27 protein-coding genes are annotated in these 23658 nt (G+C 54.3%); 1 reads left to right on the top strand and 26 read right to left on the bottom strand.

Annotation, left to right across the window (positions count from 1 at the left end):
- Nucleotides 1–207 precede the first annotated feature (207 nt).
- From HQN87_RS05480 to HQN87_RS05555, 16 genes are all read right to left on the bottom strand, one after another.
- On the bottom strand, nucleotides 208–726 hold the full coding sequence (locus HQN87_RS05480; protein ID WP_173128986.1) for a cell wall elongation regulator TseB-like domain-containing protein: 519 nt from the start codon (nucleotides 724–726) through the stop codon (nucleotides 208–210).
- Between the two features lie 29 nt (nucleotides 727–755).
- Nucleotides 756–2057, bottom strand: coding sequence for an amidohydrolase (locus HQN87_RS05485; protein ID WP_173128989.1), 1302 nt, complete (start codon nucleotides 2055–2057; stop codon nucleotides 756–758).
- Nucleotides 2044–2697, bottom strand: coding sequence for a redox-sensing transcriptional repressor Rex (locus HQN87_RS05490; RefSeq protein WP_173128992.1), 654 nt, complete (start codon nucleotides 2695–2697; stop codon nucleotides 2044–2046). Before HQN87_RS05490 ends, HQN87_RS05485 begins: the two co-directional genes overlap by 14 nt.
- Before the next feature lie 176 nt (nucleotides 2698–2873).
- A complete protein-coding gene (gene dinG, locus HQN87_RS05495) occupies nucleotides 2874–5735 on the bottom strand; it encodes an ATP-dependent DNA helicase DinG (RefSeq protein ID WP_173128995.1) in 2862 nt (953 codons plus the stop codon).
- Between the two features lie 120 nt (nucleotides 5736–5855).
- Nucleotides 5856–6494, bottom strand: coding sequence for a tetratricopeptide repeat protein (locus tag HQN87_RS05500; RefSeq protein ID WP_173128998.1), 639 nt, complete (start codon nucleotides 6492–6494; stop codon nucleotides 5856–5858).
- Nucleotides 6495–6608: 114 nt separating this feature from the next.
- Nucleotides 6609–6992 (bottom strand): aspartate 1-decarboxylase, encoded by a 384-nt coding sequence (panD, locus tag HQN87_RS05505; RefSeq protein ID WP_173129001.1) that lies wholly within the window; start codon nucleotides 6990–6992, stop codon nucleotides 6609–6611.
- Complete coding sequence (gene panC, locus HQN87_RS05510) at nucleotides 6985–7875, bottom strand: pantoate--beta-alanine ligase (RefSeq protein WP_173129003.1); 891 nt, start codon at nucleotides 7873–7875, stop codon at nucleotides 6985–6987. The genes panD and panC overlap by 8 nt, the downstream gene beginning before the upstream one ends.
- A 1-nt stretch (nucleotide 7876) precedes the next feature.
- The gene (gene panB, locus HQN87_RS05515; RefSeq protein ID WP_173129006.1) at nucleotides 7877–8743 is read right to left on the bottom strand and encodes a 3-methyl-2-oxobutanoate hydroxymethyltransferase; all 867 of its coding nucleotides are present in this window, start codon (nucleotides 8741–8743) and stop codon (nucleotides 7877–7879) included.
- Between the two features lie 325 nt (nucleotides 8744–9068).
- The gene (locus HQN87_RS05520) at nucleotides 9069–9869 is read right to left on the bottom strand and encodes a biotin--[acetyl-CoA-carboxylase] ligase (RefSeq protein WP_173129009.1); all 801 of its coding nucleotides are present in this window, start codon (nucleotides 9867–9869) and stop codon (nucleotides 9069–9071) included.
- The gene (locus HQN87_RS05525; RefSeq protein WP_254075379.1) at nucleotides 9862–11229 is read right to left on the bottom strand and encodes a CCA tRNA nucleotidyltransferase; all 1368 of its coding nucleotides are present in this window, start codon (nucleotides 11227–11229) and stop codon (nucleotides 9862–9864) included. Before HQN87_RS05525 ends, HQN87_RS05520 begins: the two co-directional genes overlap by 8 nt.
- 10 nt (nucleotides 11230–11239) lie before the next feature.
- Nucleotides 11240–12397 (bottom strand): N-acetyl-alpha-D-glucosaminyl L-malate synthase BshA, encoded by a 1158-nt coding sequence (gene bshA / locus HQN87_RS05530; protein ID WP_173129013.1) that lies wholly within the window; start codon nucleotides 12395–12397, stop codon nucleotides 11240–11242.
- A 92-nt stretch (nucleotides 12398–12489) separates the two neighbouring features.
- Nucleotides 12490–13194: a bacillithiol biosynthesis deacetylase BshB1 gene (gene bshB1 / locus HQN87_RS05535; RefSeq protein ID WP_173129016.1), complete on the bottom strand. Its 705-nt coding sequence runs from the start codon at nucleotides 13192–13194 to the stop codon at nucleotides 12490–12492.
- Nucleotides 13191–13616 (bottom strand): methylglyoxal synthase, encoded by a 426-nt coding sequence (gene mgsA / locus HQN87_RS05540; RefSeq protein WP_173129019.1) that lies wholly within the window; start codon nucleotides 13614–13616, stop codon nucleotides 13191–13193. Before mgsA ends, bshB1 begins: the two co-directional genes overlap by 4 nt.
- Before the next feature lie 15 nt (nucleotides 13617–13631).
- On the bottom strand, nucleotides 13632–14435 hold the full coding sequence (gene dapB, locus HQN87_RS05545) for a 4-hydroxy-tetrahydrodipicolinate reductase (protein ID WP_173129022.1): 804 nt from the start codon (nucleotides 14433–14435) through the stop codon (nucleotides 13632–13634).
- 32 nt (nucleotides 14436–14467) lie between these two features.
- The gene (locus HQN87_RS05550; protein ID WP_173129025.1) at nucleotides 14468–14989 is read right to left on the bottom strand and encodes a tetratricopeptide repeat protein; all 522 of its coding nucleotides are present in this window, start codon (nucleotides 14987–14989) and stop codon (nucleotides 14468–14470) included.
- A gap of 59 nt (nucleotides 14990–15048) precedes the next feature.
- Nucleotides 15049–15378 carry a nucleotide pyrophosphohydrolase gene (locus HQN87_RS05555; protein ID WP_173129028.1) on the bottom strand — a complete coding sequence of 110 codons (330 nt, stop codon included), beginning with the start codon at nucleotides 15376–15378 and terminating at the stop codon, nucleotides 15049–15051.
- Between the two features lie 133 nt (nucleotides 15379–15511).
- On the opposite strand from HQN87_RS05555, the gene HQN87_RS05560 reads away from it, so the two are divergent.
- Nucleotides 15512–16384 carry a YitT family protein gene (locus tag HQN87_RS05560; RefSeq protein WP_173129031.1) on the top strand — a complete coding sequence of 291 codons (873 nt, stop codon included), beginning with the start codon at nucleotides 15512–15514 and terminating at the stop codon, nucleotides 16382–16384.
- A 92-nt stretch (nucleotides 16385–16476) separates the two neighbouring features.
- On the opposite strand, the gene HQN87_RS05565 is transcribed toward HQN87_RS05560, so the two are convergent.
- From HQN87_RS05565 to HQN87_RS05610, 10 genes are all read right to left on the bottom strand, one after another.
- Nucleotides 16477–17373, bottom strand: a complete 897-nt coding sequence (locus tag HQN87_RS05565) for a sporulation protein YpjB (protein ID WP_173129034.1) — start codon at nucleotides 17371–17373, stop codon at nucleotides 16477–16479.
- Between the two features lie 55 nt (nucleotides 17374–17428).
- On the bottom strand, nucleotides 17429–18109 hold the full coding sequence (locus HQN87_RS05570; protein ID WP_436836455.1) for a DUF1405 domain-containing protein: 681 nt from the start codon (nucleotides 18107–18109) through the stop codon (nucleotides 17429–17431).
- Between the two features lie 68 nt (nucleotides 18110–18177).
- A complete protein-coding gene (locus HQN87_RS05575; RefSeq protein ID WP_173129037.1) occupies nucleotides 18178–19050 on the bottom strand; it encodes a menaquinol-cytochrome c reductase cytochrome b/c subunit in 873 nt (290 codons plus the stop codon).
- Nucleotides 19051–19073: 23 nt separating this feature from the next.
- Complete coding sequence (gene qcrB / locus HQN87_RS05580; protein ID WP_173129040.1) at nucleotides 19074–19745, bottom strand: menaquinol-cytochrome c reductase cytochrome b subunit; 672 nt, start codon at nucleotides 19743–19745, stop codon at nucleotides 19074–19076.
- A gap of 5 nt (nucleotides 19746–19750) precedes the next feature.
- Nucleotides 19751–20311 (bottom strand): Rieske (2Fe-2S) protein, encoded by a 561-nt coding sequence (locus HQN87_RS05585; protein WP_173129043.1) that lies wholly within the window; start codon nucleotides 20309–20311, stop codon nucleotides 19751–19753.
- A 221-nt stretch (nucleotides 20312–20532) separates the two neighbouring features.
- Nucleotides 20533–20958, bottom strand: a complete 426-nt coding sequence (locus HQN87_RS05590) for a DUF2487 family protein (protein ID WP_173129047.1) — start codon at nucleotides 20956–20958, stop codon at nucleotides 20533–20535.
- Nucleotides 20959–21096: 138 nt separating this feature from the next.
- Nucleotides 21097–21276, bottom strand: coding sequence for an IDEAL domain-containing protein (locus HQN87_RS05595; RefSeq protein WP_039309877.1), 180 nt, complete (start codon nucleotides 21274–21276; stop codon nucleotides 21097–21099).
- Nucleotides 21277–21294: 18 nt separating this feature from the next.
- Nucleotides 21295–21801, bottom strand: a complete 507-nt coding sequence (locus HQN87_RS05600) for a gamma carbonic anhydrase family protein (RefSeq protein ID WP_173129050.1) — start codon at nucleotides 21799–21801, stop codon at nucleotides 21295–21297.
- 11 nt (nucleotides 21802–21812) lie between these two features.
- A complete protein-coding gene (locus HQN87_RS05605; protein ID WP_173129053.1) occupies nucleotides 21813–22901 on the bottom strand; it encodes a hypothetical protein in 1089 nt (362 codons plus the stop codon).
- A 90-nt stretch (nucleotides 22902–22991) separates the two neighbouring features.
- Entirely contained in the window at nucleotides 22992–23579 is a 588-nt protein-coding gene (locus HQN87_RS05610; protein ID WP_173129056.1) for a histidine phosphatase family protein, read from the bottom strand.
- Between the last annotated feature and the right edge of the window lie 79 nt (nucleotides 23580–23658).

The raw sequence follows: 23658 nt of genomic DNA on the forward strand, positions 1-23658 counted from the left end.
CTCCTGCTTCATAAAATTCCGCGTAGTGTTGCTGATCCGATATACATGAATGGTATTGCTATGAGTGTATACTTCCGTGTATCCGAATGAACAGCAGAGCAGCGTGGAGCCGCTTCGGTAACAAAAAAGCGGGAGAACAGTTCAACTGTATCCCCCGCTTCTGCTATGGTTCAAGCCTTACCACCCGGCCGCTTATCATGCAGACGATTAACGGTTGGGCAGACTGTACCCTTCACCGATGGCGCTGCCGTCTGTGAAGCGGTAGAAGTTGTAATAGTAACGCCCGTCTTTTTTGTAAAAGAGCTGCCAGGCATACTCTCCGTTATATACTCCAGGCAGCAGGCGTTTAATCGTAATATCCGGCAGCTGGGCGGTAATGATCTCGCGCATTTTCGCTTCCGGGGTTCCTTTGCTCAGCTCTTCAGCATATAGATCATTGGCGCCTCCGGCAGGCTTGCCTTCCGTGGTAAAACGGACCCACACCATGATCTCCGTCCCTGCCTCATTCTTGCCGGTCAAGACCCAATAGATTTCATTCTCATTCCAGACTGATTTCTGGGCCTTGGTGACCTCTGTTAACCCGGCTCGCGTTCTGGCCAGCTCTTTGGCTTCACTCCGCTCGTTCCACTGATCCTTCATAATGTAGGCATAAAACTGGCTTAGTCCGAACAGAAGGAGCAGAACCAGGGAAATCCCCAGCAGAAGCCATTTTCTCCTCTTCTTCACCATACAGCTCCCTTTCCAAAACCTCTGTATTACCGTTTAAGCAGGCTCTCGAATGTTTCCTGTGCTTTGCGGCGGATCGCTTCCTCATCGAGTGTCAGGCATTGCCCGTGCTTCACCACCTGCTTGCCGTTGACCCATACATGCTCCACATCCTTGGCACTTGCCGAATAGACGGCGTGGGAGAGCAGATCGCTATGGGGCAGCAGATGCGGCTGGTCAATATCAAGCGCAATGAAGTCGGCCTTCATCCCTGCTGCAAGCCTGCCTACCTGCTTCAGAAAAATAGACTGCGCTCCATACTCCGTCGCCATCAGCAGCGCTTCAGGTGCGGGTACCGCTGTAGGATCGCCGCTTACGCCTTTGTGGATCAGCGCCGCCAGTCTCATCTCTTCAAACATATCCAGGTTGTTATTGCTTGCTGCGCCATCAGTACCCAGCGAGACCTTAACCCCTGCTCTAAGCAGCTCCGGGACACGGGCTACACCGCTGGCCAGCTTCAGGTTGCTGCCGGGATTATGTGACACGCCAACGTGATGGCGGGCCAGGATGCCGATCTCTTCATCGTTCAGATGGACACCATGCGCAATCAGCGAAGGACGGGTGAACATCCCCAGCTTCTCCAGATGCGCTACCGGACGGAGTCCGTAGTCGGCAACATTCTGCTCCACTTCATGGCGCGTCTCGGACATATGGGTGTGCATCGGGAGATCCAGATCATGCGCAGCCTCTACAAATTTCATGAAAAACTCTGGAGGACAGGTGTAAGGGGCATGCGGCGAGAGCATCGTAGTAATTCTGCCGTCGGCCTTGCCGTGCCAGTCACGGGCAAATGCAATCGCCTCTGCGAGCTTGGACTTCTGCTCCTCTTCCGGGCATAGCCCGATCACGCCGCGCATCAGCACAGCCCGAATCCCGGATTGTCCGGTCACTTCTGCTACCCGGTCCATATGATCATACATATCGAGGAAAGTCGTCGTCCCGCCCTTCAGCATCTCCAGTACGGACAACGAGGTTCCCCAATATACATCATCACCAGTGAATTTCGCTTCCATCGGCCACATCTTCTCCTGCAGCCAGGTCTGAAGCACCATATCATCACCGTATCCGCGCAGCAGCGACATTGCCGTATGCCCATGGGTATTCACAAGACCCGGCATGAACAGCAGACGGCTGCCGTCCACCACCTGAGCGTTCTCTTCCATGACAGGCTCAGCTTCACCTATGTAAGTAATCAGATCGTCCTCAATGGTCATATACCCGTTCAAGACCGGCTTGTCACTGCCCGGAACCAGGAAACGGCCATGCTTGATTATCGTCTTATTGCTGCTCATCTTCGGTCTCTTCCTTTCCATCATGCAAATAATAGGCCAGGCTCTGCAGATCGGTGGTAAAGTCTGCGGCATGAATCCGGATATTGGCAGGAGTCTTGAGAATAACCGGTGCGAAGTTCAGAATAGCCTCGATGCCGGAGTCTACAAGAATATCAGCTACGTTCTGGGCTTCGCTGTCCGGTACGGTAATGATCCCGATGCGGATTCCCTGGGAACGGATCGTATCGCCGAGCTCTTCCATCGGCTGCACAACCAGGGAGTTGATCTGCTGGCCCACCTTCGGCGGGTAAGCATCGAAGACGGCCGTAATCTTCATCGTATCCTTCAGATAGGCATTGTAATTGGACAAGGCATGACCGAGATTACCGGCGCCTACAAGAGCAACGTTGATTTGCTGGTCAAGCTTCAGAATATGACGGATCTTCTCGATCAGATAGGATACATCGTAGCCGATGCCTTTTCTGCCGAAATCACCGAAATAAGCCAGATCCTTACGGATCTGAGCAGGGTTCAGATCAAGCTTCTGTCCCAGCTCCTGAGAAGAAACGGTTGAGATTTCGCGTTTTTGGAGATCGTTCAGGAAACGCAGGTACACTGGAAGCCTGCGGACGACAGCCTCCGATATTTTATCCGATTTCATGTTTTCTCCTCCTAAAAGTTTGGATAGCATACGCTTCCTTGCATAACTTAGCTAAACTTGCCTCGAAAGCCGATTATAGGAACCGTGCCCCGCCGCCTGCCTAACTCGGCAGCTACAGCCGGGGCGCGGATCTTCAGGTTAACCATAACTTATTCATCATATCAATAGCAGAGGAATTAGGAAACCCCGCCTTCTTCCAGCCATTCGGCGATCCTCGGGACCATCTGATCCGTCAGCATATGCTCCATCTTGGGGCCGGGCAGAGAATACAGGAAGTATTTGCCATAATAAGATTCAATGACCCTGGTATCATATACAATAACGATTCCGCGGTCCTGCGCCGTGCGGACCAGCCGCCCGAAGCCCTGCTTGAAGCGGATGACGGCCTGCGGGACGGACAGCTTCATGAACGGATTCTTCTTCTGTGCCTGGAGCAGCTCCGACTTCGCCTCAGCCAGCGGATGATTCGGCGGCTGGAACGGAAGTCTGACGATCGCCAGGCAGGTCAAGGCTTCCCCGGGGATATCCACCCCTTCCCAGAAGCTGCTGGTCCCCAGCAGCACAGAAGCCGAGCTGTCCTGGAAGCGACGGATCAGCTTGCTCCGGCTGCCGCCCTCCACCCCTTGTCCAAGCACCGCGATATCCTGCGAGGCAAGCGCCTCCTTCAGCGGATCATAGACCTGGCGCAGCATCTTGTACGAGGTGAACAGCACCAGCATCCGTCCCCGGGTAGCTACAGCGGTCTCAGCAAGGGAATGCACCAGCGTGTCCACAAAACGGGCATCCCCTATACTTCCCTTGACGCTCGGGAAGTCACGGGGAATCACCAGCAAAGCCTGCTCCCGGTATTTGAACGGCGACGGAAGCAGTGCGGTCATCAGCTGCCCGTGCTCGGCAGCCTCGCCAAGACCCAGATTATCAATCATGAACTGGAAGGACTTATCTACGGACAATGTGGCCGAGGTCAGGATAACGCTCTTCTTCTTGTCGAAGAACAGCTCCCTGAGCTGGGTGCTGACATCCACGGGAACGGCGTACATCTGCAGCGACTTCCCCTTATAGTTACCGCTTCCCTCCAGCCAGTACACGATGTTCTCATCATTCAGATTCATGAAGAAACGGATCTGTTCCCTGATGGAGGCCAGATCCTTGAACAATCCGCTAATATCCGTGACAAGACCGTCCGAGGAGGACTGGCTGTCCGTGTCACGCATCTCACTGAGCATCTTGTCACCCCTGCGGATGATATCGCTCAAGCTGAGGTTAAGCGTATTCTCCAGGGCAGCCAGCTCTTCCCAGTCTTTGGGCTTCTTGCCCGGCTGCAGCCGGGCCACCAGCTGACCGGCTTCCCCGGCACCGGCATCGCTGCGCTCGGGCAGCAGCCCGAAGAGCCTGTCGCTAAGCGCATCCCAGGACTCCTTCACCGTCAACAGATCGGGATAGATCCGGTCGATCACTCCGCTCCATTCGGAAGCCTGCTCACTGCCGGAAGACTGCAGAGCCATGCGAAGAGCAGGCAGCTGGCCGCTGCGGCTATCCTTGTACAAGCGGGTAAGCGTATGGGCAACAGTGAAGTATTTCATCTGCATGCCAAGATGCTTGCCGGCGATATCCTCCAGATGATGAGCTTCATCAATGATGAGATGCTCATAAGCCGGAAGGAGCTGATGGCCGGCCTTGACATCAGCGAACAGCTTGGAGTGATTGGTAACCACTACATCGGATATCCCAGCTTCGTGTTTGGCCCGGTGGTAATAACATTTGCGGAACCAGGGACAGGCCCGGCCCAGACAGGAATCAGTGTCACTGGCAACCGTCTCCCAGAAATCACCGCCGCGTCCGCTTAAGTTAAGCTCCTCGTCATCCCCGGTCTCCGTCTGGGTCAGCCAGACGATCATTTGGGCAGCCGTAAGCGCTTCTTCCCTTGGACTTGTGAAGTCTTTTTTGTTAATTCTGTGTTCAAACTTGCGCAGGCACAAATAGTGCCCTCTTCCCTTGAAGATCGAAGCTTTGAACGGGAACGGCACCACACTGGTCAGCAGAGGGATGTCCCGCTCCCGCAACTGGTCCTGGAGGTTGATCGTATGCGTGCTGACCATAACCTTCTGGTTGCTGCGGACACTGTGATAGATAGCCGGAAGCAGATATCCGAGCGATTTGCCGGTGCCTGTTCCCGCTTCAATCAGCAGATGCTTATCCTGCTCCAGCGCCGTCATGACCTCATGGATCATCAGCTCCTGGGCCTCACGGCTCTCATACTGGGGAAGAGCAGCCTTCAGCCGCTTGGTTACCTCATCCATATATTCCTGGAAGGTAATGTTCTCCAGCGGATTACTGCTTCCTTCCTCCCGCGGGGAGGGAAGCTCCGCCCAGTCGCCCACGGCAAGCGCCAGCTGGCGGTAGAAGGTCAGCTCACCTTCCGGCTGAAAGGTCTCCATCTCCCGCTCTCGCAGCAGACCGTCGAAATACCAGGACAGGTCACTGTCTTCGTCCGCGAACAGCTCATTCAGCCGCTGAATCGTCAGGAGAGGCAGACTGTGCAGCTCCTCCAGACATTTAAGCAGCAAAATAGCCGTGGCCAGCGCATCGCTGTCCGCCTGATGGGGACGCTCATGCGTGATGCCGAAATGATGGCTCACCGCGCCAAGCTGATAGGTGCTCAGCGAGGGGAAGCATATTTTGAGAAAATCAATTGTATCCAGAATACGCCCCTGAAACGGCAGGTAGCCGCAGCGGTCCAGCGCATTCTGCAGAAAATGAAAATCAAAGGCTACATTGTGACCAACAAGGACAACATCATCCAGCAGCGGCACCAGCTCCATCATCATCTCATCCAGCTCCGGCGCATCCTGCACATCACTGTCAGTAATTCCGGTCAGGCCCGTAATAAAAGGAGGAATTGGTGCTCCGGGCTTGACGTAGGAACCATACACCCTGGAGATAGTCCCGTCTTCTTCTATAATGGCAAGGCCAACCTGGATGATTTCACCCACAGATTGGGTTCCCGTAGTTTCAAAATCAAGCACGGCAAATTTCATTATAAGTTCTATTCCCTTTCACTTGAGACTCTTTATCAGCATAACAGAAGTTACGAAAAAAGGCGATGCAAACCCCCGGGAAGTGGGGAGGTCGCATCGCTTGAAGGAACCGAAGATAAATTATAAAAGCGAAACCAGCTGATGTCCGAACTGGAGCTTCCCGCCCCGCCTGCGGCACACCTCCAGATTAACGTTCGGCTCCGGAAGGGCCGGATCATGCTGCAAGGCCTGGCTGAACAGCTCACTGGCTTCATTGAAACGTTCCTGCGAAGCACGGATACAGCCAAGCGCATTATAAATCATCGCCTTCAGCTTCGCCTCACGGATCAGGCCCAGCATATGGTTCAGGTGTCCCCAGGCTGTCTCCGCCTCGCCTTCCTGCAGATAAGCCATGGCCAAATATAGGCGGGCTGCCAGACTGTCAGGGTGTTTATCCGTGACCTGCCGGAACTGTTCAATACATTTGCGGTACATCAGCAGCTTGTAATAGCCCTGCCCCCTGACAAAAGCGTCCATGCCAAGCTCAGGCGCTTCCTCTTCGGGCAACTCCTCCGGCGGAACCTGAAAGTCCGCCTGTTCACGGAATTCGCTAAGCTTTTCGGCAAAGACCAGCCACTCATCCATTACATTATCGCTGATCCGGTGGAGCATATTATACTTAGATAAAAGGTCGCTTCGGCGGTCACCCTCCGCAGTAGGGAAGTCGGTTTGGATCTCCTGCAGCATCTTGTTCATCTCAGCAAATAAATGTTGAAACACCGGACATCCCACCCTTACTGATAATGAAGTCAGCTTAAGCTTGCCTGCCTTCATTTTTCACAAGAACAGGTGTCTTCATCCCTGCCATTGATTACATGGCTCAAACAGCGGGATTTAGGCAATCGTCGCGTGTAGCTCATGATCCGCCAGCTTCACCGGCTTATTGTCCGCATCGACAAACACTACAGTGGGCTTGTGTGACGCCAGCTCCTCGGAGGACATCACAGCATACGAGATAATAATGACGGTATCTCCAGGCTGCACCAGGCGGGCTGCCGCCCCGTTCAGGCAGATGACGCCGCTGCCCCGCGGGCCGGGAATGACATAGGTCTCCAGACGGGAACCGTTATTATTGTCCACGATCTGCACCTTCTCGTTCTCCAGCAGGTCTGCGGCTTCCATCAAGTCCTCATCAATGGTAATGCTGCCCACATAATTCAGATTGGCTTCAGTGACCGTAGCCCGGTGGATCTTGGATTTCATCATATGTCTAAACAAGTGCGCGCGCCTCCTTAGGAATAAATACGTTATTGTCAATCAGCCGGGTTCTGCCGAACTTCACGGCAAGTGCGATAATAACTTCGCCTTCCGCATCGCTCAGCCTGCTGCCGCCTTCCAGACTCTCAAGGTCAGGGAAGGTTAGAATCTCTGCGTAATCAATGACCGCGAGGGAAGATTCAGCAATCACCGAACCCAGCATACCGCGCGCTTCATCCACCGTACTGATTCTGCCCTCTTCAATAGCCTGACGCACTTCACGCAGCGAACGGGACAAGACCAGGGCCTGTCTGCGCTCTTCCGCGCTCAGATAGACATTGCGTGAGCTTAACGCCAGCCCGTCTTCCTCACGGACAATCGGACATGCGATAATCTCTACATTCATGTTCAGGTCAGCTACCATCCGGCGCAGAACAGCAACCTGCTGGGCATCCTTCAATCCGAAGAAGGCATAGTCCGGCTGCACAATATGAAACAGCTTGCTGACCACAGTAGTTACTCCGTCAAAATGCCCCGGCCGGGACGCACCGCAGAGCTGTGTGGTCAGTGAGGAGACCGAAACCCCTGTACGGATCGGCTGCGGGTACATCTCTTCCACACTCGGAATAAACACCAGATCGGCACCCTCGCGTTCGGCCAGCTCCAGATCACGCTGCTCATCGCGGGGATAGGATGCAAAATCCTCATTCGGCCCGAACTGCAGCGGGTTGACAAAAATACTCATCACCACGGTGCCGCTCTTCTCCCCCGCCTTGCGCAGCAGACTGGCATGTCCTTCGTGTAAATATCCCATCGTAGGCACAAACCCAACGGGTCCGTGTCCTCCTTGACGCATATATTCAAGCGCTTCGCGCAGTTCTGCAATGGTTCTGAGGACTTTCATCTTATTTCGCTCCTTTGCCGGCATTGCCGTATAAAGATTCCAGCACCGTCTCGTCCGCATTAAACACATGCTCCTGCGCCGGGAACGAGCGGTCCTTCACTTCCTGAACGTAGCTGCTGATTCCTTCACGGATCAGACTGCCTACATCCGCGTAGGTCTTGACGAACTTCTTCTCCCGGTAAGGAGAGGCATAACGCAGAACGTCATGGAACACCAGCACCTGACCGTCACAATAACGTCCGGCACCGATCCCGATAGTCGGAATGCTGACTGCCTTGGAGATGGCCGCAGCCACTTCCTCCGTCACTAGTTCAAGCACGATCCCGAAGGCTCCGGCAGCTTCCAGCGCCTTGGCTTCATCCATCAGACGCTGTGCATCCTTGGGGTCCTTACCCTGAATCCGGTAGCCGCCGATCATATTGACCGATTGCGGGGTTAAGCCGATATGGCCGAGGACGGGAACGCCCGCAGACACAACTGCGGACACGGTGGAGCAGATCTCCAGTCCGCCTTCCATTTTGACCGCATGGGCCTGACCTTCCTGCATCAGTCTGCGCACACCGCGCAAGGTCTCATCCACACTGCCGTGATAGGTCATGAACGGCATATCCGCGATAATAAAAGTATGCTGTGCTCCGCGTTTCACCGACCGGGTATGGTAGACCATATCCTCTATGGTAACCGGTAACGTTGTATCATAACCAAGCACGACGTTCCCCAGTGAATCGCCTACCAGAATCAGGTCTATTCCTGCTTCCTCAGCCAACAGGGCTGAAGGATAATCATAAGCGGTGATCATGCTTAGGGGCACACCATCCGTTTTCATTTTTTTCATTTTGATAATATTCAGTGCATGTTTGTCTGCCATTCGCTCTCATTCCCCTTTTCCATAAAATACGCGTTCTCCGCGCAAACAAAAAAACCCTTTAGCATTAGTCCGCTAAATAGGTCCGAAGGGCAAAAAAGAGTCACTCGCGATCGTCCCTTCTGTCTCGGTCCTTACGGCTCAGAGCAGAATCCAACGTAACCGTCACATCCAGTTATGAAGGTATATCCGGTAACACAACTTCCTGGTATAAGCTTCTCTTACACAAGTACAGCTCGCCAATGCGATGCCGCCTATGAACACAGTATATCAAAAAATTACAACAAATAACACCAAAAAATATGACAAGGGCTGTGACCCTTGCCATTCAGATCATTTCAACTTCACCGGACAGCACGCTGGTAATACCGCCTGTCCCGCTGCGCACCAGCAGTCCGCCGTTATCATCAAGCCCGACAGCAGTCGCCTCGGTGCGTCCCTGGGGAGTGTTCACGCTCACCTGGCGGCCCAGTGTGACCGACATCGACTCCCATAGCTCCTTCACAGGCTGGAAGCCCCGCTCCTGGTACAGGGCATACAAATATTCGAGTTCCTCCAGCACGGCTTCCGCAAGTCTTGTCCGGTCTACCGGAATGCCGCCGCCTTCAATCAGCAGCGAGGTTCCAATTCCCTTAAGCTCCTCAGGATAGTCCGCCTCTGTCAGATTGGCGGCAATGCCGATACCGGCGATACAATAATGAAGCCCGCCTTCTCTAAGCGAGGATTCAAGCAGGATTCCGCAGATTTTGCGGCCTCCCGCCAGCAGATCGTTGGGCCACTTGATTCCGGCAGGCACACCGGTTACCTCACGGATGGCTGTGCAGACAGCCACACCGGCCAGTAAAGTCAGCTGCGGAGTTAAGGCCAGCGGCAGCTCCGGACGCAGCACCAGGCTCATCCAGATCCCTTTGCCATGCGGGGAATGCCATTTACGGCCCATCCTGCCCCGGCCGCCGGTCTGTTCCTCAGCCATTACCGTCGTGCCCTCGGGGGCACCGATCTCCGCCAGCTTCTTGGCTTCCTCCTGGGTGGAGGCTACCCGATTCATCCGTACGATCTCGCCAGGCCAGCCCGATACGAAGTCCTCCCGCAGCAAGGCTCCCGGAGGCTGAACATGCTTGTTATTCATCTCGATCCATCCTTTGCGCTGCCTGCAGCAGTGATTGGGGGTCATTCGCAAGGTCTCCGGCAGCCACTGCCTGAAGGAGCCGGTGCAGCAGCACGCCCAGCCAAGGGCCGGGCCGCTTATCCAGCACCGCTGTCACCTCATGGCCGGTCACCGCCAGCTCCCCGAGTGTGCGGAGCGGCATAGCTGCGGCCCAGGACCGCAGCTGGCTGGTGGTGACTGGGGCGGCAGCATTAGGAGCGGGGGCCGCGCCAGATGTGGCAGCATCAGGAACGGCAGCAGCAGCCGGTGTGGCTGCGCCAGGGACCGGGGCGGCTGTGGCCCCCGCCGCCTCGAGCAGCGTCAGCCACCCTTCGGCGGCTGACGTGCCGTGGGCCAGCACGGCGGCGATCCACCGCCGCCGCAGCAGTTCCCCGGCGCCGGACACCTCCGGCGCCGCCGATGACAGCGCCGCGTCCCAGGCTTCGCGGACGCGCAGCACGGCGACGACGCCAGCACGCGTCGCCCCGGGGAACGTCCATGCCCGCAGGAGCTCATCGGCCGCAGCGGCCGACGATCCCAGGGCATGCAGCAGGAGCGCCCAACGCAGGCGGGCGTCCTGCAGGTGCCCGAGACCGGCTGTGCGTGCGGCGGCTGCCGCCAGCTCACGGCCGGTCCAAGGGAACGGCGCTTTGCCGCGCGGCAGCAGGCCGCTGCGCAGCAGGAGACCCAGCCCGCGCTGCGGGTGCGGGCCCAGGACGATGCGCTCTACCTCCGCGCGCACCCGCTCCACAGCAATATGCGCCAGCTTGTCCCGCTGGCGCAGCAGTCCGCGCCAGGTATTCTTCGCCACGGCGAAATCCAGCACGGAGGCAAAACGTACGCAGCGCAGCATCCGCAGCGCATCCTCGTCGAAGCGCTCCTCCGCTTCACCTACACAGCGGATCATACGGAGCTTAAGGTCACGCTGTCCGCCAAAGGGGTCGATCCGCTTCCCGTCCAGGCCGCAGCAGATGGCGTTGATGGTGAAATCACGGCGGCGGAGATCCTCCCGCACATCCCTCACAAACACGACATGCTCCGGACGGCGGTGATCGGCATAGCCGCTCTCCGTCCGGTAGGTCGTAACTTCCAGGCTGTGGCCTGCCTCCAGCACAGTAATAGTGCCATGCGCCAATCCTGTAGGGACACAGCGGGGGAACAGGTCCATAACCTCCTGCGGCAATGCCGAGGTAGTAATGTCTATATCATGCACCGGACGGCCGAGCAGCTCATCACGCAGGCAGCCGCCCACGAAATAAGCTTCATGGCCGCCTGCCAGCAGACCTGCAACTACAGCGCCGGCGGCTTCGGCCATGCCGGATGGTGCCATTGTCCATTCCATGCGGTGCTCCTTACCCCCGGACTCCATCGAGTCCGAGTACCTTGCGTCCAAGCACACGGTAATAGATATCTTCATATTGATTGGTAATCATATCCCGGCTGAAATCATTGCACGAGCGCTCCAGACAAGCCCGCCGGAAGCTCTCTACCATCGCATCGTCCGACAGTAGCCGGATGGCATAATCCGCCATAGATACTGTATCGCCGACCGGTGCAAGGAACCCGGTCTTGCCATGCTGAATCAGCTCCGGAATCCCTCCGGTCTGCGAGCCGACGGTTGGAACTCCGCAAGCCATCGCTTCCAGAGCGACAAGCCCGAAGCTCTCCTTCTCTGAAGGCAGCAGCAGCAGATCCGCCAGAGAGATCACCTGGGCAATCTCGTCCTGCTTGCCCAGGAATCTGACCTTGTCATCCAGGCCCATCTCGCTGATCTTGGCCTGGATCTTCGGCAGGTCAGGCCCTTCGCCGACCAGCAGCAGTCGGGATGGTATCCGCTGGCTTACCCTGGCGAATACATCCACTACGTCACTCACCCGTTTGACCGGGCGGAAGTTACTGATATGCATGAGAATCTTTTCATCCGGCGAGGCGAAATCGCCGCGCAGGTCAGTGACATCGCGGGGATAATACACCCGTTTGTCCACGAAGTTATACGTCAGATCTATTTCGCGCGTAATATCCAGCGCCTTGCGTGTTTCGTTGATCAGGTCCCGGGAGACCGCCGTTACGGCATCGCTCTCGTTAATGCCCAGCCGGATCAGATCCTTCAGGGATTCATCCTGGCCCAGAACCGTAATATCCGTGCCATGCAGGGTGGTAACCACTTTGATGTCGTTGCCCAGAATCTGCTTGGCCAGAAAAGCACATACCGCGTGCGGCACCGCATAATGCACATGGAACAAGTCCAGGTTCTGCATTTTGGCAACCTGCGCCATCTTGGTCGCCAGGGCCAGATCGTACGGCGGATAACGGAACACATAATAATCGTTAACCTCTACCTCGTGGTAGAATATATTCTTCTGAAACGTTCCCAGCCGGAACGGGATGCTGTGGGTAATGAAGTGGACCTCATGACCTTTTTCGGCCAATAGCTTGCCCAGTTCAGTTGCCACAACCCCCGAGCCGCCCAGAGACGGATAACAGGTGATGCCTATTTTAAGCCGCTCCATAGCTCCGCCCCTTCATCTAACATAGGTCTATTACTTCAAGTAATGATATGAATTTATTATAGTTGATTTCCGGGCTTTTTCAAAGGCTTCATTTATTGACAGGCAGCACTGAACACATCTACAGTATAGGGCACCTTGCTGGCGAACCCTTCGGCATACGGAATCAGTCTCCGCTGACCGAGCAGCATGTCTCTTGAACGGACGCGCTCTATATACCCTTCGGTTAAAGGAGTTGACACGGCATCCTCTCCGGGTGCGACCGTGAACTGTGAACGGTAGCAGGACAATGCCTGCTCCTTCAGCGGATACTGTGCGGTCACATCGACAATCAGATCGGTCCGTCCAAGATCATTAATGAAATAGAAATATAATTGCGGTTCAGGAATGGAAGGCTTGTCCGGCATATATTTGCGCAGCTTGGCGTTGAACACAGCTTCCTCCACCAGTCTGCTGCAGGCAATATGATCCGGATGACGGTCTTCCCAGTAGGGAGCGAACACAATGGACGGAGCGAAACGGCGGATTTCCGCAGTCACAGCTGCCAGATGGTCCTCTGTCATATACAGGCCGCGGTCAGGCAGTCCGAGATTAGTACGCACAACCGCACCCAGCAACTCGGCTGCCTGCTGCGCCTCCTGCTTACGAAGCTCCACGGTTCCGTTCGAGGACATCTCAGCCTGTGTCAGATCACACATTCCCACCTTGAAGCCCGCAGCGGTATGCTTGGCAATCGTTCCCGCCATACCGATCTCGGCATCATCCGCATGGGCGCCGAATACCAGAATATCGAGCTTCATGACTCATCCACACCCGGTTTGTATTTATGTACCAGCTCACGCCAGCCGAAATCTCCGCGGTCGATGGCTTTTACCAGAATCTCTGCTGTGGCAATATTGGTGGCTACCGGAATTCCGTATACATCACACAGACGCAGCAAGGCCGTAATATCCGGTTCATGCGGCTGTGCCATCAGCGGATCACGCAGGAAAATAATCAAATCCAGCTCATCCGTGGCCACCATAGAGCCAATCTGCTGGTCTCCGCCCAGCGGACCGGACATATAGCGGTGGATGATAAGCTTCGTTGCTTCCATAATACGCTGACCGGTGGTTCCGGTGGAATATAACTGATGCCCATGAAAGACATGCTCATAAGCGGTAACAAAATTAACAATTTCATCTTTCTTGCGGTCATGTGCGATAAAAGCGATTTTCAACATATAGCTCTCCCCTGTCTATTCTATAAAATGCTCAAACCCGTAGATGAGGCCGGTGTAGCCCATCACCTTCTGGATGCCCAGCTTGACTCCCGGCATATAACCGGCACGCTCATACGAGTCATGGCGGATCTTCAGCGACTGTCCGAAGCCGCCGAAAACCACTTCCTCCTGGGCGAAAACTCCCGGAAGACGTACGCTATGAATGCGGAAGCCATTATAATACCCTCCGCGTGAGCCTTCAATAAGCTCTTCCTCCTTGGGATGTCCCTGGCGAAGCTCCTGCCGCGCCTCAGAGATCATCTCTGCCGTCTTGATCGCCGTACCTGAAGGAGCATCCAGCTTCTGGTCTCCGTGATATTCGATAATCTCGAGATGAGGGAAATACTTGGCGGCCTGTGCAGCAAATTTCATCAGCAGAATCGCACCGATCGAGAAGTTCGGCGCAATCAGCCCGCCGATTCCCCGCTCCTGGCATTGCTTGTCCAGCCCGGTGATCTGCTCGGGCGTGAATCCGGTAGTTCCGATCACCGGACGAACGCCGTATTTGATAGCCAGTGCAGTATTGCTGTAGGCGGACTGCGGAATAGTGAAGTCCACCATTACATCCGCAGCCGTATCCGCAAGCGCGGCTTCCAGATTCGAAGTCACGCGCACCCCGCAATCCTCAAGGCCAACCAGACGGGCGGCATCTCTGTCTTGTGCAGATCGGTCAACCGCCGCTGCCAGTTCCAATTCATCATCCTGCAATACCAGCTTCACAACCTCTTTGCCCATTCTGCCTCCTGCTCCGGAAACAATAACTCTGATCTTGTCACTCAAATGAATTCTCCCCGCTTTCCCTGTCTCATCTATTATTGGATATATTTTTGCAGTGACTTCTGCAGATCCTTCATCAGCAGACGCAGTCCGCTGTCATCCGGGTGCAGCGACATCACTTCCTTTAATACAGCAATCGCCTGCAGATGTTCATTCATCCGGCTGTGCGCAATCGCCAGCCATACATAAGCATCCCCATATAGTGGGTCAAGCGATACAGCTTCCTTCAGCAGCGTAATCGGATGGTATGGATTCACCGCTTCCGCGACTTCATCCTCCAGCAGCCGCTTCGCTTCCTGCACGAGCTGCAGCGCCTGCAGATGCTGAAGATGGAGCTGGTACTCCTGTTTGGTCCCATCCAGTCTTCGAGCGGCTACAGCATGTTCAAGCGCTCTGTCCAGCATACCGCTGCGGGCATAGGTTATCGAACAGCGGTATCTTACTTCCGCATCATCCGGACTTGCTGCGATGGCCGCCTCGAACAGAGTGATCGCCTCCGCGAAGTCACTGCGCAGAATCGAGCGGTATGCCGCTTTTACATAATCATTATGATCCATATTCTCACCATCCTCACGGCTAAATCCCGTTAGTTTGGTACAGCATATGTAGCATAGGCCTAATCGGTGTTTTTGGGTGTCCAGCGCCCCGCATCCCGGGTATTGAACTTGTGCATCACCTTATTATGCGCTTCGGTTAAGTCTATACCGAGTGAATTGGCGAAACAAACGGTAATGAAGAGAATGTCACCCAGCTCAAGCTCAATTGAATTGTCGGCTTCATCCGCTTTTTTCGGCTTCTCGCCAAATTGATGGTTCACTTCGCGGGCCAGCTCACCGACTTCCTCGGACATCCGGGCCAGCATGGAGAGCGGACTGAAATAGCCTTCTTTAAATTGTGAGATATAAGCATCTACCTCACGCTGAATGTCAGCAAGACTTTTTTCCATAAATTGTTGTTTCACCCCCGTATGTTCTTGCCTTCTGTTTGCCCCTATGTTATCGTAAAGACGTTTTGAAGACAAATCTTTTTTGATCATTACATATTAAATTGCCCAATTAGAGGCATAGGCGAGGGATTATATGAGTTCATCCATTAAATTAGGCACCATCAGCAAAGCAGTGGCCCCCATCATGCTGGGCGCTGCCATTTACGCATTCGGACTACTGTATTTTATTGTCCCCAACCAGCTGATGGAGGGCGGAGTCACCGGGATTACCATCCTGCTCAATTACGCCTTTAACATACCCATCTTTTTGACGACACTGCTGCTCAATCTTCCGCTCTTCCTGGTCGGCTGGAAGGTGCTCGGGGGGAATCAGATCATCTATACCGGAGTGGGTATCGGCTCGCTGTCCTTATTCCTCTGGCTGTTTGAAAGAATGATCAAAGCGGGCTGGATTGTAACGTTCAGTACAGAGCATGATTTCATTCTTGCTTCATTATATGCAGGGGTCACACTGGGCCTGGGGCTGGGGATTGTCTTCCGCTTCGGGGGCACTACCGGGGGTGTAGATATTGTAGCGCGGATTCTTGGACGCAAGTTCGGCTGGAGTATGGGGCAGATCATTCTGGCGGTTGATGTGATCATCATCGGGGTATCCCTGCTCTACATCCCACGCGAAAAAATATTATACACCCTCGTGGCCGTCTTCATCGCATCACGCGTAATTGATTTCATTCAGGAAGGGGCCTACGCCGCCAAAGCCTTCACCATCATCAGTGATGAGGCTCCGCAGATTGCCGAGCTGATCACTGCTGAGCTGGAACGCGGCGTAACCTTGATCCCGGCGATTGGAGCCTATTCCAAGCAGGCCAAGCATATGGTGTATTGCGTGGTCTCAAGACAAGAGATCCGCCGCCTCAGCCTGCTGGTCAAGTCCATTGACCCTAAGGCCTTCGTCATTATCAGCGACGTTCATGATGTTCACGGTGAAGGCTTCCGGGAGACCTGAACCGCGTATCTTCCCGAAATCGCATTCAGATGCCCTTACATCCAAAAAGCTCCCTTCGTCCGCCTTGCGGGAAGGGAGCTTTTAGCTTTTCGTTACACAGTCTTCATATCCCGTTTCTGGCCGCGGTATTTGCGGTACGCAGCATAGACCAGTACGGTAAGAATGAACGCTCCTGCCAGAAGCCCCCAGCCGCCGTATTGCTGCGGAGCAAGCGGCAGCGACAGAGCCGGCTCATTACGTTCTTTGCCGAACATCACCCTGGCAGCATCCTGTCCGTAGGATACGATCTCCAGCAGGCGGGTCCGCTCCACCGGCTGCTCTGAGCTTGCTGCCCCTCCGGCATAGGATATCCAGGAATCAAATTCCTTCACCGTCTCGGCAGGGCGGGAGATGATCACTGCTGGCCGGATATTCGCATACCTGCTCTGCAGTCTTGCCAGTGCCGCTGTCCAGCTCTTCAGATCACTTGCTGCGGCACTTTGCTCCATATCATTCAGGTCCTCACGGACCAGCTTATAATACTGCAGCCACATCGGCTGCCGCGGATGATTCAGACTGTTGGCGGCAAGCCGCAGCTTGGCTGCAGCAGCTTCCCATCTCTGCGGGGCAGGCTGAGCCGCAGCCAGCTCTGACTTCATATCCAGGATCACGGACGAGAGAGCGTTGACTCCCTCCACGGAGGTTAATCCTTCAAAGGACGAAGCAATAAAGATCTGTGAGATCTCCTCTGCTTCCTTCCGGGCCTTAAGCACATCGCCTTCAAGCACATAACCATATAAGGCTTCCGCCGCCGCCTCCAGCCGCTTTGCTCCGCTTCTGGCAGTGAGTGCAGCGGGATCACTGGGGGCACCGGCTGCATCTATGTATACTTTGCTTACGGAACCCGAATGGGCAGCAGCCGCTTCAGCCTGAAGGCTCCACCCGCCAATGCCGGCCAGCAGCCAGCACAGCATCATTCCTGACCATATGAATATTCTTCTGCGCGGCATGAGACATCCCTCCCACCTTAATCTATGGCGGAGGGACAAGAGTTAGAACTGAGGATCAGCGCTTCGCGGCAGCTTTGCCCGGAAGCGCCGGACGCCTTGTCCTGCCGCAGAACAGCCAGGCAGCGGCTGTACTGAACAGCGTAAGCCCCATGGTGAAATACTGCACGGCCACCACATCATCCTCAAGCACCGAAGGCAGCCACGGGTATACGCCTGCCGAATAATCCACCATATCATTAGCGAACGTCCATAACAGCGCAACAGGCAGCATTCTCCGGAAGGAGAAGAACCGGGCATAGATCAGTGCTTCTACCGCCATCCCCGTATGCGAGATCATCAGCATCCAATCCTTCCAGGTGATGGAGTCGCCCTGATAACCGCCTGCCACGATCATGCTGACTGCCCAGATCCCATATTTCACAGAGGTCACTACAGCCAGCGCTTCGATTAACTGACGGACCAGCGTTCCTGTAAGCCCCTTCGGCGGATAGAGCAGCAGCAGCAATGCAGCCGTGAAGAACAGGCTCGCGGTAGGACTGTCGGGAACAAACGGCAGCAGCCAGAGCGGTTCAGTCTTCGCTGTGAACGCAAGCTGATTGCCATACCACATGTATCCGTACACCGTCCCCAGCAGATTCACTATCAGCAGCAGCCATATGATTCTTCTGTCCCTAAATAATCTCTCTAACCAATGACCCGGCATCTCAACAACTTCCTCCCGACTATGCAGCTTCATTTCACCACCACTTCATCACACACAAAAACCTGACCGCATTGTACGATCAGGTTTGCGTTAATTTTATTTTACTGTTCGCTTTTTTGTTTGGCAAGCCAGTCGGCCAGCCCGTCAATATCCTGGTCGGTCAATCCTGCTCCTATGGCCGTATCATACATTGGAGGCATTTGCCCTTTGCCTTCTTTGATAATAGCAAGGATAGCCGCCTTATCATGTTTATCCCCTACACCACGAAGGGAGGGCCCGCTTGCACCCTTCAAGTCCGTTGCATGGCAGGATATGCAAGTCGCCTGCTTGAAGGTAGCCATCGCCGGATCATCCTTGTCCACAATGGCAATGGCCTTTGGCTGAACGGCACTGGTGGTCGGCAAGCCTGCAGCCTTATTCTCGGCAGCTTTCTCCTCACGCAGGATATCCTCAGGGATCATGTTCGATTCAGCCATCTCATGTTTGTACTCTGTCCAGGCCGTATTGGTCAAGTAGATGATGGCCGCCAGGGACACGAACATCAGCGAGGAGGCAATCGGTCTGCGGTAGAACCGGCGCTCCCGGCCTGTATCGAGGAACGGAGCCAACAGCAGCGCCCCGAAGGCTACGCCCGTTACCCCCAGCGTTCCAAGCACGATATAATCACCGGATGCGTACGGGAGCTTCAAGTATTGATAGAGAAAGAGAAAATACCAGTCCGGGATAGGAATTACCGTCGCTGCCGGATTGGCGGGGAATCCTAGCGGTGCCGGCTCTGAGATCGTCAGAACCAGAATTCCCACCAGCACCACTACGCCAACCATCCATTCCTTGAGCAAAAAGTTAGGGATAAAGGCCTCCGATTTGCCCGGATAAGCCGTGTAATCCGGCGGGGTAATGAACCCGTTCCCTCTGCGGACCCGGGAATCCCCGACGAATACCACCTTCTCTTTGGAGTCGTCTCCGTGTGCCATGACAGTGCCTCCTATACGTTTTTTTACAAAGGACCGGATATGCCTTGTCTGCGGATCATGATGAAATGTCCGACTAGCAGAATAAGCAGCACCGCCGGGAGGAAGAATACATGCAAGGCAAAAAAGCGGGTCAGCGTTTCGGCGCCGGCAATTGTACCGCCCTGCATCAGCTCCTTCAGTACAGGTCCCATGAACGGAACCGAATTGGCAATCTCCAGCGTAACCTTGGTAGCGAAGTAGGCCTTATTGTCCCACGGAAGCAGGTAACCGGTGAGTCCCAGCCCCAGCATGACGAAAAAGATCAGCATCCCCACCACCCAGTTCATTTCACGCGGGGCCTTATAAGAACCGGTGAAGAACACACGCATGGTATGAAGGAACATCATAACAATAACCAGGCTCGCCCCCCAGTGGTGCATGCCGCGGACGATTTTGCCGAAGGCGACCTTCGTCTGCAGATATTCCACACTGGCATAGGCATTAATAATATCGGGTACATAATACATGGTCAGAAACATGCCGGATAGAATCTGAATTACGGTGATGAAAAAAGTAAGTCCGCCGAAGCAGTACACAAAGGCTGAGAAGTGGTGTGCCGGATTGACATGCTCAGGCACTTCGTGGTCGGCAACATCTCTCCAGATCGGTGTAATATCCAGACGTTCGTCAATCCAGTTATATACGTTTTTGAACACGCCGTTCACGCCTCCTTCTTGGCTTCCGTATTAGGAACGATTTCACCGAGATAGACCCAGCCCCCGTCAATCTTGGTGGTGTACTGGTCCAGCGGCTTCGCAGCCACCGCCAAATGCTGGCCCTGCTTCGTATAACGGGCGCCATGGCAAGGGCAATGATATTCATCAGGGTACGCCTTGTCATTGTTCCAGCCCACCGTGCAGCCAAGATGCTTGCAGATGGGTGAAAGCGCATAAATTTCTCCGCTCTCGTCTTTGCGGATCCATGCCGTCAGCATCGCTGTACTGGCATACCAGCCGTCCTGCTGTGGAAGCTCGAAGGTGAACTCCTGGGGTACGTCGGTAATTTTGGCCGCTTCCGCTACCTTGATGAAGTCTCCTTCGCCTTTTTTATGTAAGATCGGGTCCACGGCAAATCGAATCATCGGCAGGATAACTCCGGCTCCCATAAAAGCAGTCGCGCCGCCTAACGTATAGGTCAAAAACTGTCTGCGCGACATCTCATTTCGGCGAGGCGGTTCTGCTTCTTGCGGAAGTGACTCTTGCTCTTCATTAAGGCTGCTCATACTGTGTGTAACCCCCTTTTCAAAATGTGAGAAGGCTTCTGCAGAGTTATTACATAGACATCTAAGGTAAAAAATCCGTTTTCAATGAAAAATATCACATAACATATAAGTTCATCCTAATCATAGCTTAGGGTCTAAAACCCGTCAAGAATATTGTCTAAATTGTGACAGGCGTTTGAGGCTGTTTTTTAACAAATTGTTGATTTTCCGTCACATTTACTTCATTTCCCCTTCTGCCATAAGCCCTGAATTTCACCCCGCACATGCGTGCTGACAGCTGTCCGGGAATCCGCCGCTATCTCAGGCAGGCTAAGCAGTAAATCGCTTTCATAGATCTCCTCCCCGGACAGCCGCTCATTGGCAGACAGCACAACGGCGTACTGGAAGCCACTGGATTTGACTTTTCGGCAAAGCTCATTAATCAGAGCCGCACTGCCGGGTCCCGCATACTGTACCGCCGGGTATGTAACTACCCGCCCCTGAAACGGCTGTTCGATCAGCTCCAGGAAATCCCGCTGGCGCTCTAGCAGCGATACGGTCTCAGGAGGAGTCTCGGTACCCTGAAGTCCGCTAAAAGGAATTACACAAGTATCATAGAAGTGCCCATCTGTCTCCCAGCTTTTAGTATCAAAATCACTGAATTTCATAGACTTGCCTCCTCATGCCGAATCCGGCAACGATAATCATCACGCTAAAAGCATCATAATCAAGTAGAATCGACTTGGCAATCTTTAATATCGAGTGCAACATTAATTCAAAAAAAGAAATGCGCCAGGCGCATTTCCCTATGCCAAACTTTTCAGTTCTTCAGTCAGGTTCCGGAAAGCCGCCTCATCTCCGGCAGCCAGCGCCGTGTCGATCTTCCGGTACAAGATGTCGGTACGACGCTTTCTTAACGCTTCATCCCAAACCATTTCTGCAGCAAGCCCCAGCATCACTTCATAAGTAGCCTTCATTTTGTCCATTCGATACACCTCCGCTGTTTAAGAAATTCCGTATTCCAATGCCTTTTTCACGTAGCTTTCACTTGTGCGTGCCATTCGCAGCAGATCCTGCTGCGTCAATTCGCGGACCACTTTGGCCGGTGTGCCCAAGGAGAGCGTGTACGGAGGAATGATTTTGTTCTCGGTTACAACGGAGCCGGCTCCTATTAAAGCATATTCACCAATCTCTGCTCCGTTCAATACAATTGCACCCATTCCGATTAATGTGCCCTTGCCTATCCGGCAGCCGTGAATGATTGCTGAATGGCCCACCGAGATATCATCCGCAAGCACCAGCGGCAATCCCTCCGCTACATGGCCGACAACACCGTCCTGAATATTGCAGCGCTCCCCGACGATCACCGGAGCCAGGTCCCCCCGCAGAACGGCATTGAACCAGACACTGGATTGTTTGCTTATCCTTACATCGCCAACGAGCTTAGCGCCTTCCGCCACATATACTGATTCATCAAGCTGCGGTATGTAACTCCCATATGCAATCCGCATCTCTCTCCCCCTTACCTGAGCAGATGCTTCGGCACTGCCGCCTCACATCCCCAGGGCGTCATCATGACCACTGATCCTCCGGCATCCTCACCCAGCCTAAGCATACCCAGATGAAGCATCATCCGCAGAACACGCTGTTCCAGAATCGAAACGGCGTCATCGTAATAAAACGGTTTGATCAGCCAGCCGATCCCCTCAGCGAGCGAGGCTGTGGTCACCCATTTGTCTGCACTAAGACTGATCCAGTAGACCAGCGAGGGTAAATTTGGAATCGCCCCTTTATACAGTCTTAACCAAAAGGAGAATAACTGCATCAGCTTTTCCAATTTCCCCTCCTCCAGAAAATGACTGCCTGCGGCTGTAAGCTGCAGCCTGTAACCCTCCTCGGAGATCCAGCGGCGGTGGCGGGCATAATCATACAGCAGGGCAAATCTCGGCGGATAATGCTCACATGCTCTGCCGTAGCCGAATCTCCAGCCGCCTTTGCCGAGCAGAGGTTCCGCAATCTGCAGCGCATTCATCACACCCTGCTGATTACGTTTGTAGAGCGCGCCTTCCTGGTTCAGCTCAGGCTCATTCTCCTTCACATACCGCAGGAACAGCAGCAGATCCCCCGACAGCAAATCCCCCTCGCCCCGGTACATCGCCGGTTCCGGACTTTGAACAATGCGTTCCTTCAAATGCTCCCCCATCCGTTCACGGAAGCGGTTCTTCAAATCCAGCGGAACTTGGAACAGATACCTGTTCTGCTGGGAAGCGCCATTAAAGAGCCATCCCCCGTTCTTGAACCGGCTGACCAGTTCACGGTAGTCCCCGCTCTTGCCGGGCGCAGTATCGAAGGACGCCTGCCGGGCTGCGGCAAGCAGGTCTTCCAGGCTGAATTGGCTGCGTTCATCGAAGAGCAGCGTATTCAGAAAACGCAGTTCTCCCGGGGAACTCCCCTTGATGTGGGACTCCATGAACTCCCGGCTGCCCAAGGTGATTAATATACTCTGAATCAAATCATGTTTGGAATTCCGTTTGCACTCACACTGGTAGCGTCCCGCAATGGCGGTAAGCTGACCAATGTCTGCGTAAGTGAGCATATCCGCCAGATTCATCTCTCATCGCCTCACCGTTTTACTACCATTATGGGAAATACAGCCCTTTTTATTCCTTTTGCCGCAAAAAAAATAACCCGAAGGGTCGGGTTAATGCTGTTGTTGTAAAACATGACGGGTACAATTGTACAGTAACGGATTCCATTCCTGCTCATTTTTCTCCAGAATCGTCAGCGAGAGATTGCCGAGCCGTTCCGAGTATTTGTCTTTGTAGAGTGCCGTGTACAGCTGTGCAAGAAACCCTCCATGGGAGATGACAAGTACATTCTTGTCCGGGAACCGGGCCGTGACATCCTCCAGGAACGCAAGCCCCCGGATCTGAAGCGCCTGATCGCTCTCCTGTCCCAGAGACAGCTCTTTCCAATCCTTGCCCCACTTGGCTTCGCGGGCGGCAGCCGTCATGCCCTCTACCTGGCCATAGGCGCGTTCGCGGATGCGTTCATCGGGGTCCAGCAGAGGAATAGCCAGCTTAGCGGCAACAATCTTGCCGGTTTCTGCTGCACGGGAAAGACTGCTGGTTATACAGTAGTCCCAGTGGTAGGGCTCCTGCAGAAGCCGGTCACCCAGCATCTCAGCCTGCCTGCGGCCTTCATCATTAAGCGGGATATCGCTTTGTCCCTGAATTTTGCCTTCCGCATTCCAATCTGTCAGCCCATGGCGTATTAAGCCGATCAGCATCGCCTATCACCGTTCCCTTCCATTTATGTTTGCTTAATAATGTAACACGAATACAAACAAATGTCACACAAAAGCCCTC

Source organism: Paenibacillus tritici, from assembly GCF_013204885.1.
GTDB classification, from domain to species: domain Bacteria; phylum Bacillota; class Bacilli; order Paenibacillales; family Paenibacillaceae; genus Paenibacillus_AQ; species Paenibacillus_AQ tritici.

Excerpts from the sequence above, each read along its gene's own strand:
- HQN87_RS05550 (WP_173129025.1), bottom strand. The coding sequence starts at position 14,989 with ATGGATCATAATGATTATGTAAAAGCGGCATACCGCTCGATTCTGCGC.
- HQN87_RS05595 (WP_039309877.1), bottom strand. The coding sequence starts at position 21,276 with ATGGACAAAATGAAGGCTACTTATGAAGTGATGCTGGGGCTTGCTGCA.
- HQN87_RS05565 (WP_173129034.1), bottom strand. The coding sequence starts at position 17,373 with ATGCCGCGCAGAAGAATATTCATATGGTCAGGAATGATGCTGTGCTGG.
- dinG (WP_173128995.1), bottom strand. The coding sequence starts at position 5,735 with ATGAAATTTGCCGTGCTTGATTTTGAAACTACGGGAACCCAATCTGTG.
- HQN87_RS05590 (WP_173129047.1), bottom strand. The coding sequence starts at position 20,958 with ATGAAATTCAGTGATTTTGATACTAAAAGCTGGGAGACAGATGGGCAC.
- HQN87_RS05575 (WP_173129037.1), bottom strand. The coding sequence starts at position 19,050 with ATGGCACACGGAGACGACTCCAAAGAGAAGGTGGTATTCGTCGGGGAT.
- mgsA (WP_173129019.1), bottom strand. The coding sequence starts at position 13,616 with ATGTTGAAAATCGCTTTTATCGCACATGACCGCAAGAAAGATGAAATT.
- bshA (WP_173129013.1), bottom strand. The coding sequence starts at position 12,397 with ATGGAGCGGCTTAAAATAGGCATCACCTGTTATCCGTCTCTGGGCGGC.
- HQN87_RS05610 (WP_173129056.1), bottom strand. The coding sequence starts at position 23,579 with ATGCTGATCGGCTTAATACGCCATGGGCTGACAGATTGGAATGCGGAA.
- HQN87_RS05520 (WP_173129009.1), bottom strand. The coding sequence starts at position 9,869 with ATGAATAACAAGCATGTTCAGCCTCCGGGAGCCTTGCTGCGGGAGGAC.
- HQN87_RS05600 (WP_173129050.1), bottom strand. The coding sequence starts at position 21,801 with ATGCGGATTGCATATGGGAGTTACATACCGCAGCTTGATGAATCAGTA.
- HQN87_RS05485 (WP_173128989.1), bottom strand. The coding sequence starts at position 2,057 with ATGAGCAGCAATAAGACGATAATCAAGCATGGCCGTTTCCTGGTTCCG.
- HQN87_RS05555 (WP_173129028.1), bottom strand. The coding sequence starts at position 15,378 with ATGGAAAAAAGTCTTGCTGACATTCAGCGTGAGGTAGATGCTTATATC.
- panC (WP_173129003.1), bottom strand. The coding sequence starts at position 7,875 with ATGAAAGTCCTCAGAACCATTGCAGAACTGCGCGAAGCGCTTGAATAT.
- HQN87_RS05570 (WP_436836455.1), bottom strand. The coding sequence starts at position 18,109 with ATGAAGCTGCATAGTCGGGAGGAAGTTGTTGAGATGCCGGGTCATTGG.
- HQN87_RS05585 (WP_173129043.1), bottom strand. The coding sequence starts at position 20,311 with ATGAGCAGCCTTAATGAAGAGCAAGAGTCACTTCCGCAAGAAGCAGAA.
- HQN87_RS05560 (WP_173129031.1), top strand. The coding sequence starts at position 15,512 with ATGAGTTCATCCATTAAATTAGGCACCATCAGCAAAGCAGTGGCCCCC.
- HQN87_RS05525 (WP_254075379.1), bottom strand. The coding sequence starts at position 11,229 with ATGGAATGGACAATGGCACCATCCGGCATGGCCGAAGCCGCCGGCGCT.
- HQN87_RS05490 (WP_173128992.1), bottom strand. The coding sequence starts at position 2,697 with ATGAAATCGGATAAAATATCGGAGGCTGTCGTCCGCAGGCTTCCAGTG.
- bshB1 (WP_173129016.1), bottom strand. The coding sequence starts at position 13,194 with ATGAAGCTCGATATTCTGGTATTCGGCGCCCATGCGGATGATGCCGAG.
- HQN87_RS05605 (WP_173129053.1), bottom strand. The coding sequence starts at position 22,901 with ATGAATCTGGCGGATATGCTCACTTACGCAGACATTGGTCAGCTTACC.
- panB (WP_173129006.1), bottom strand. The coding sequence starts at position 8,743 with ATGGCAGACAAACATGCACTGAATATTATCAAAATGAAAAAAATGAAA.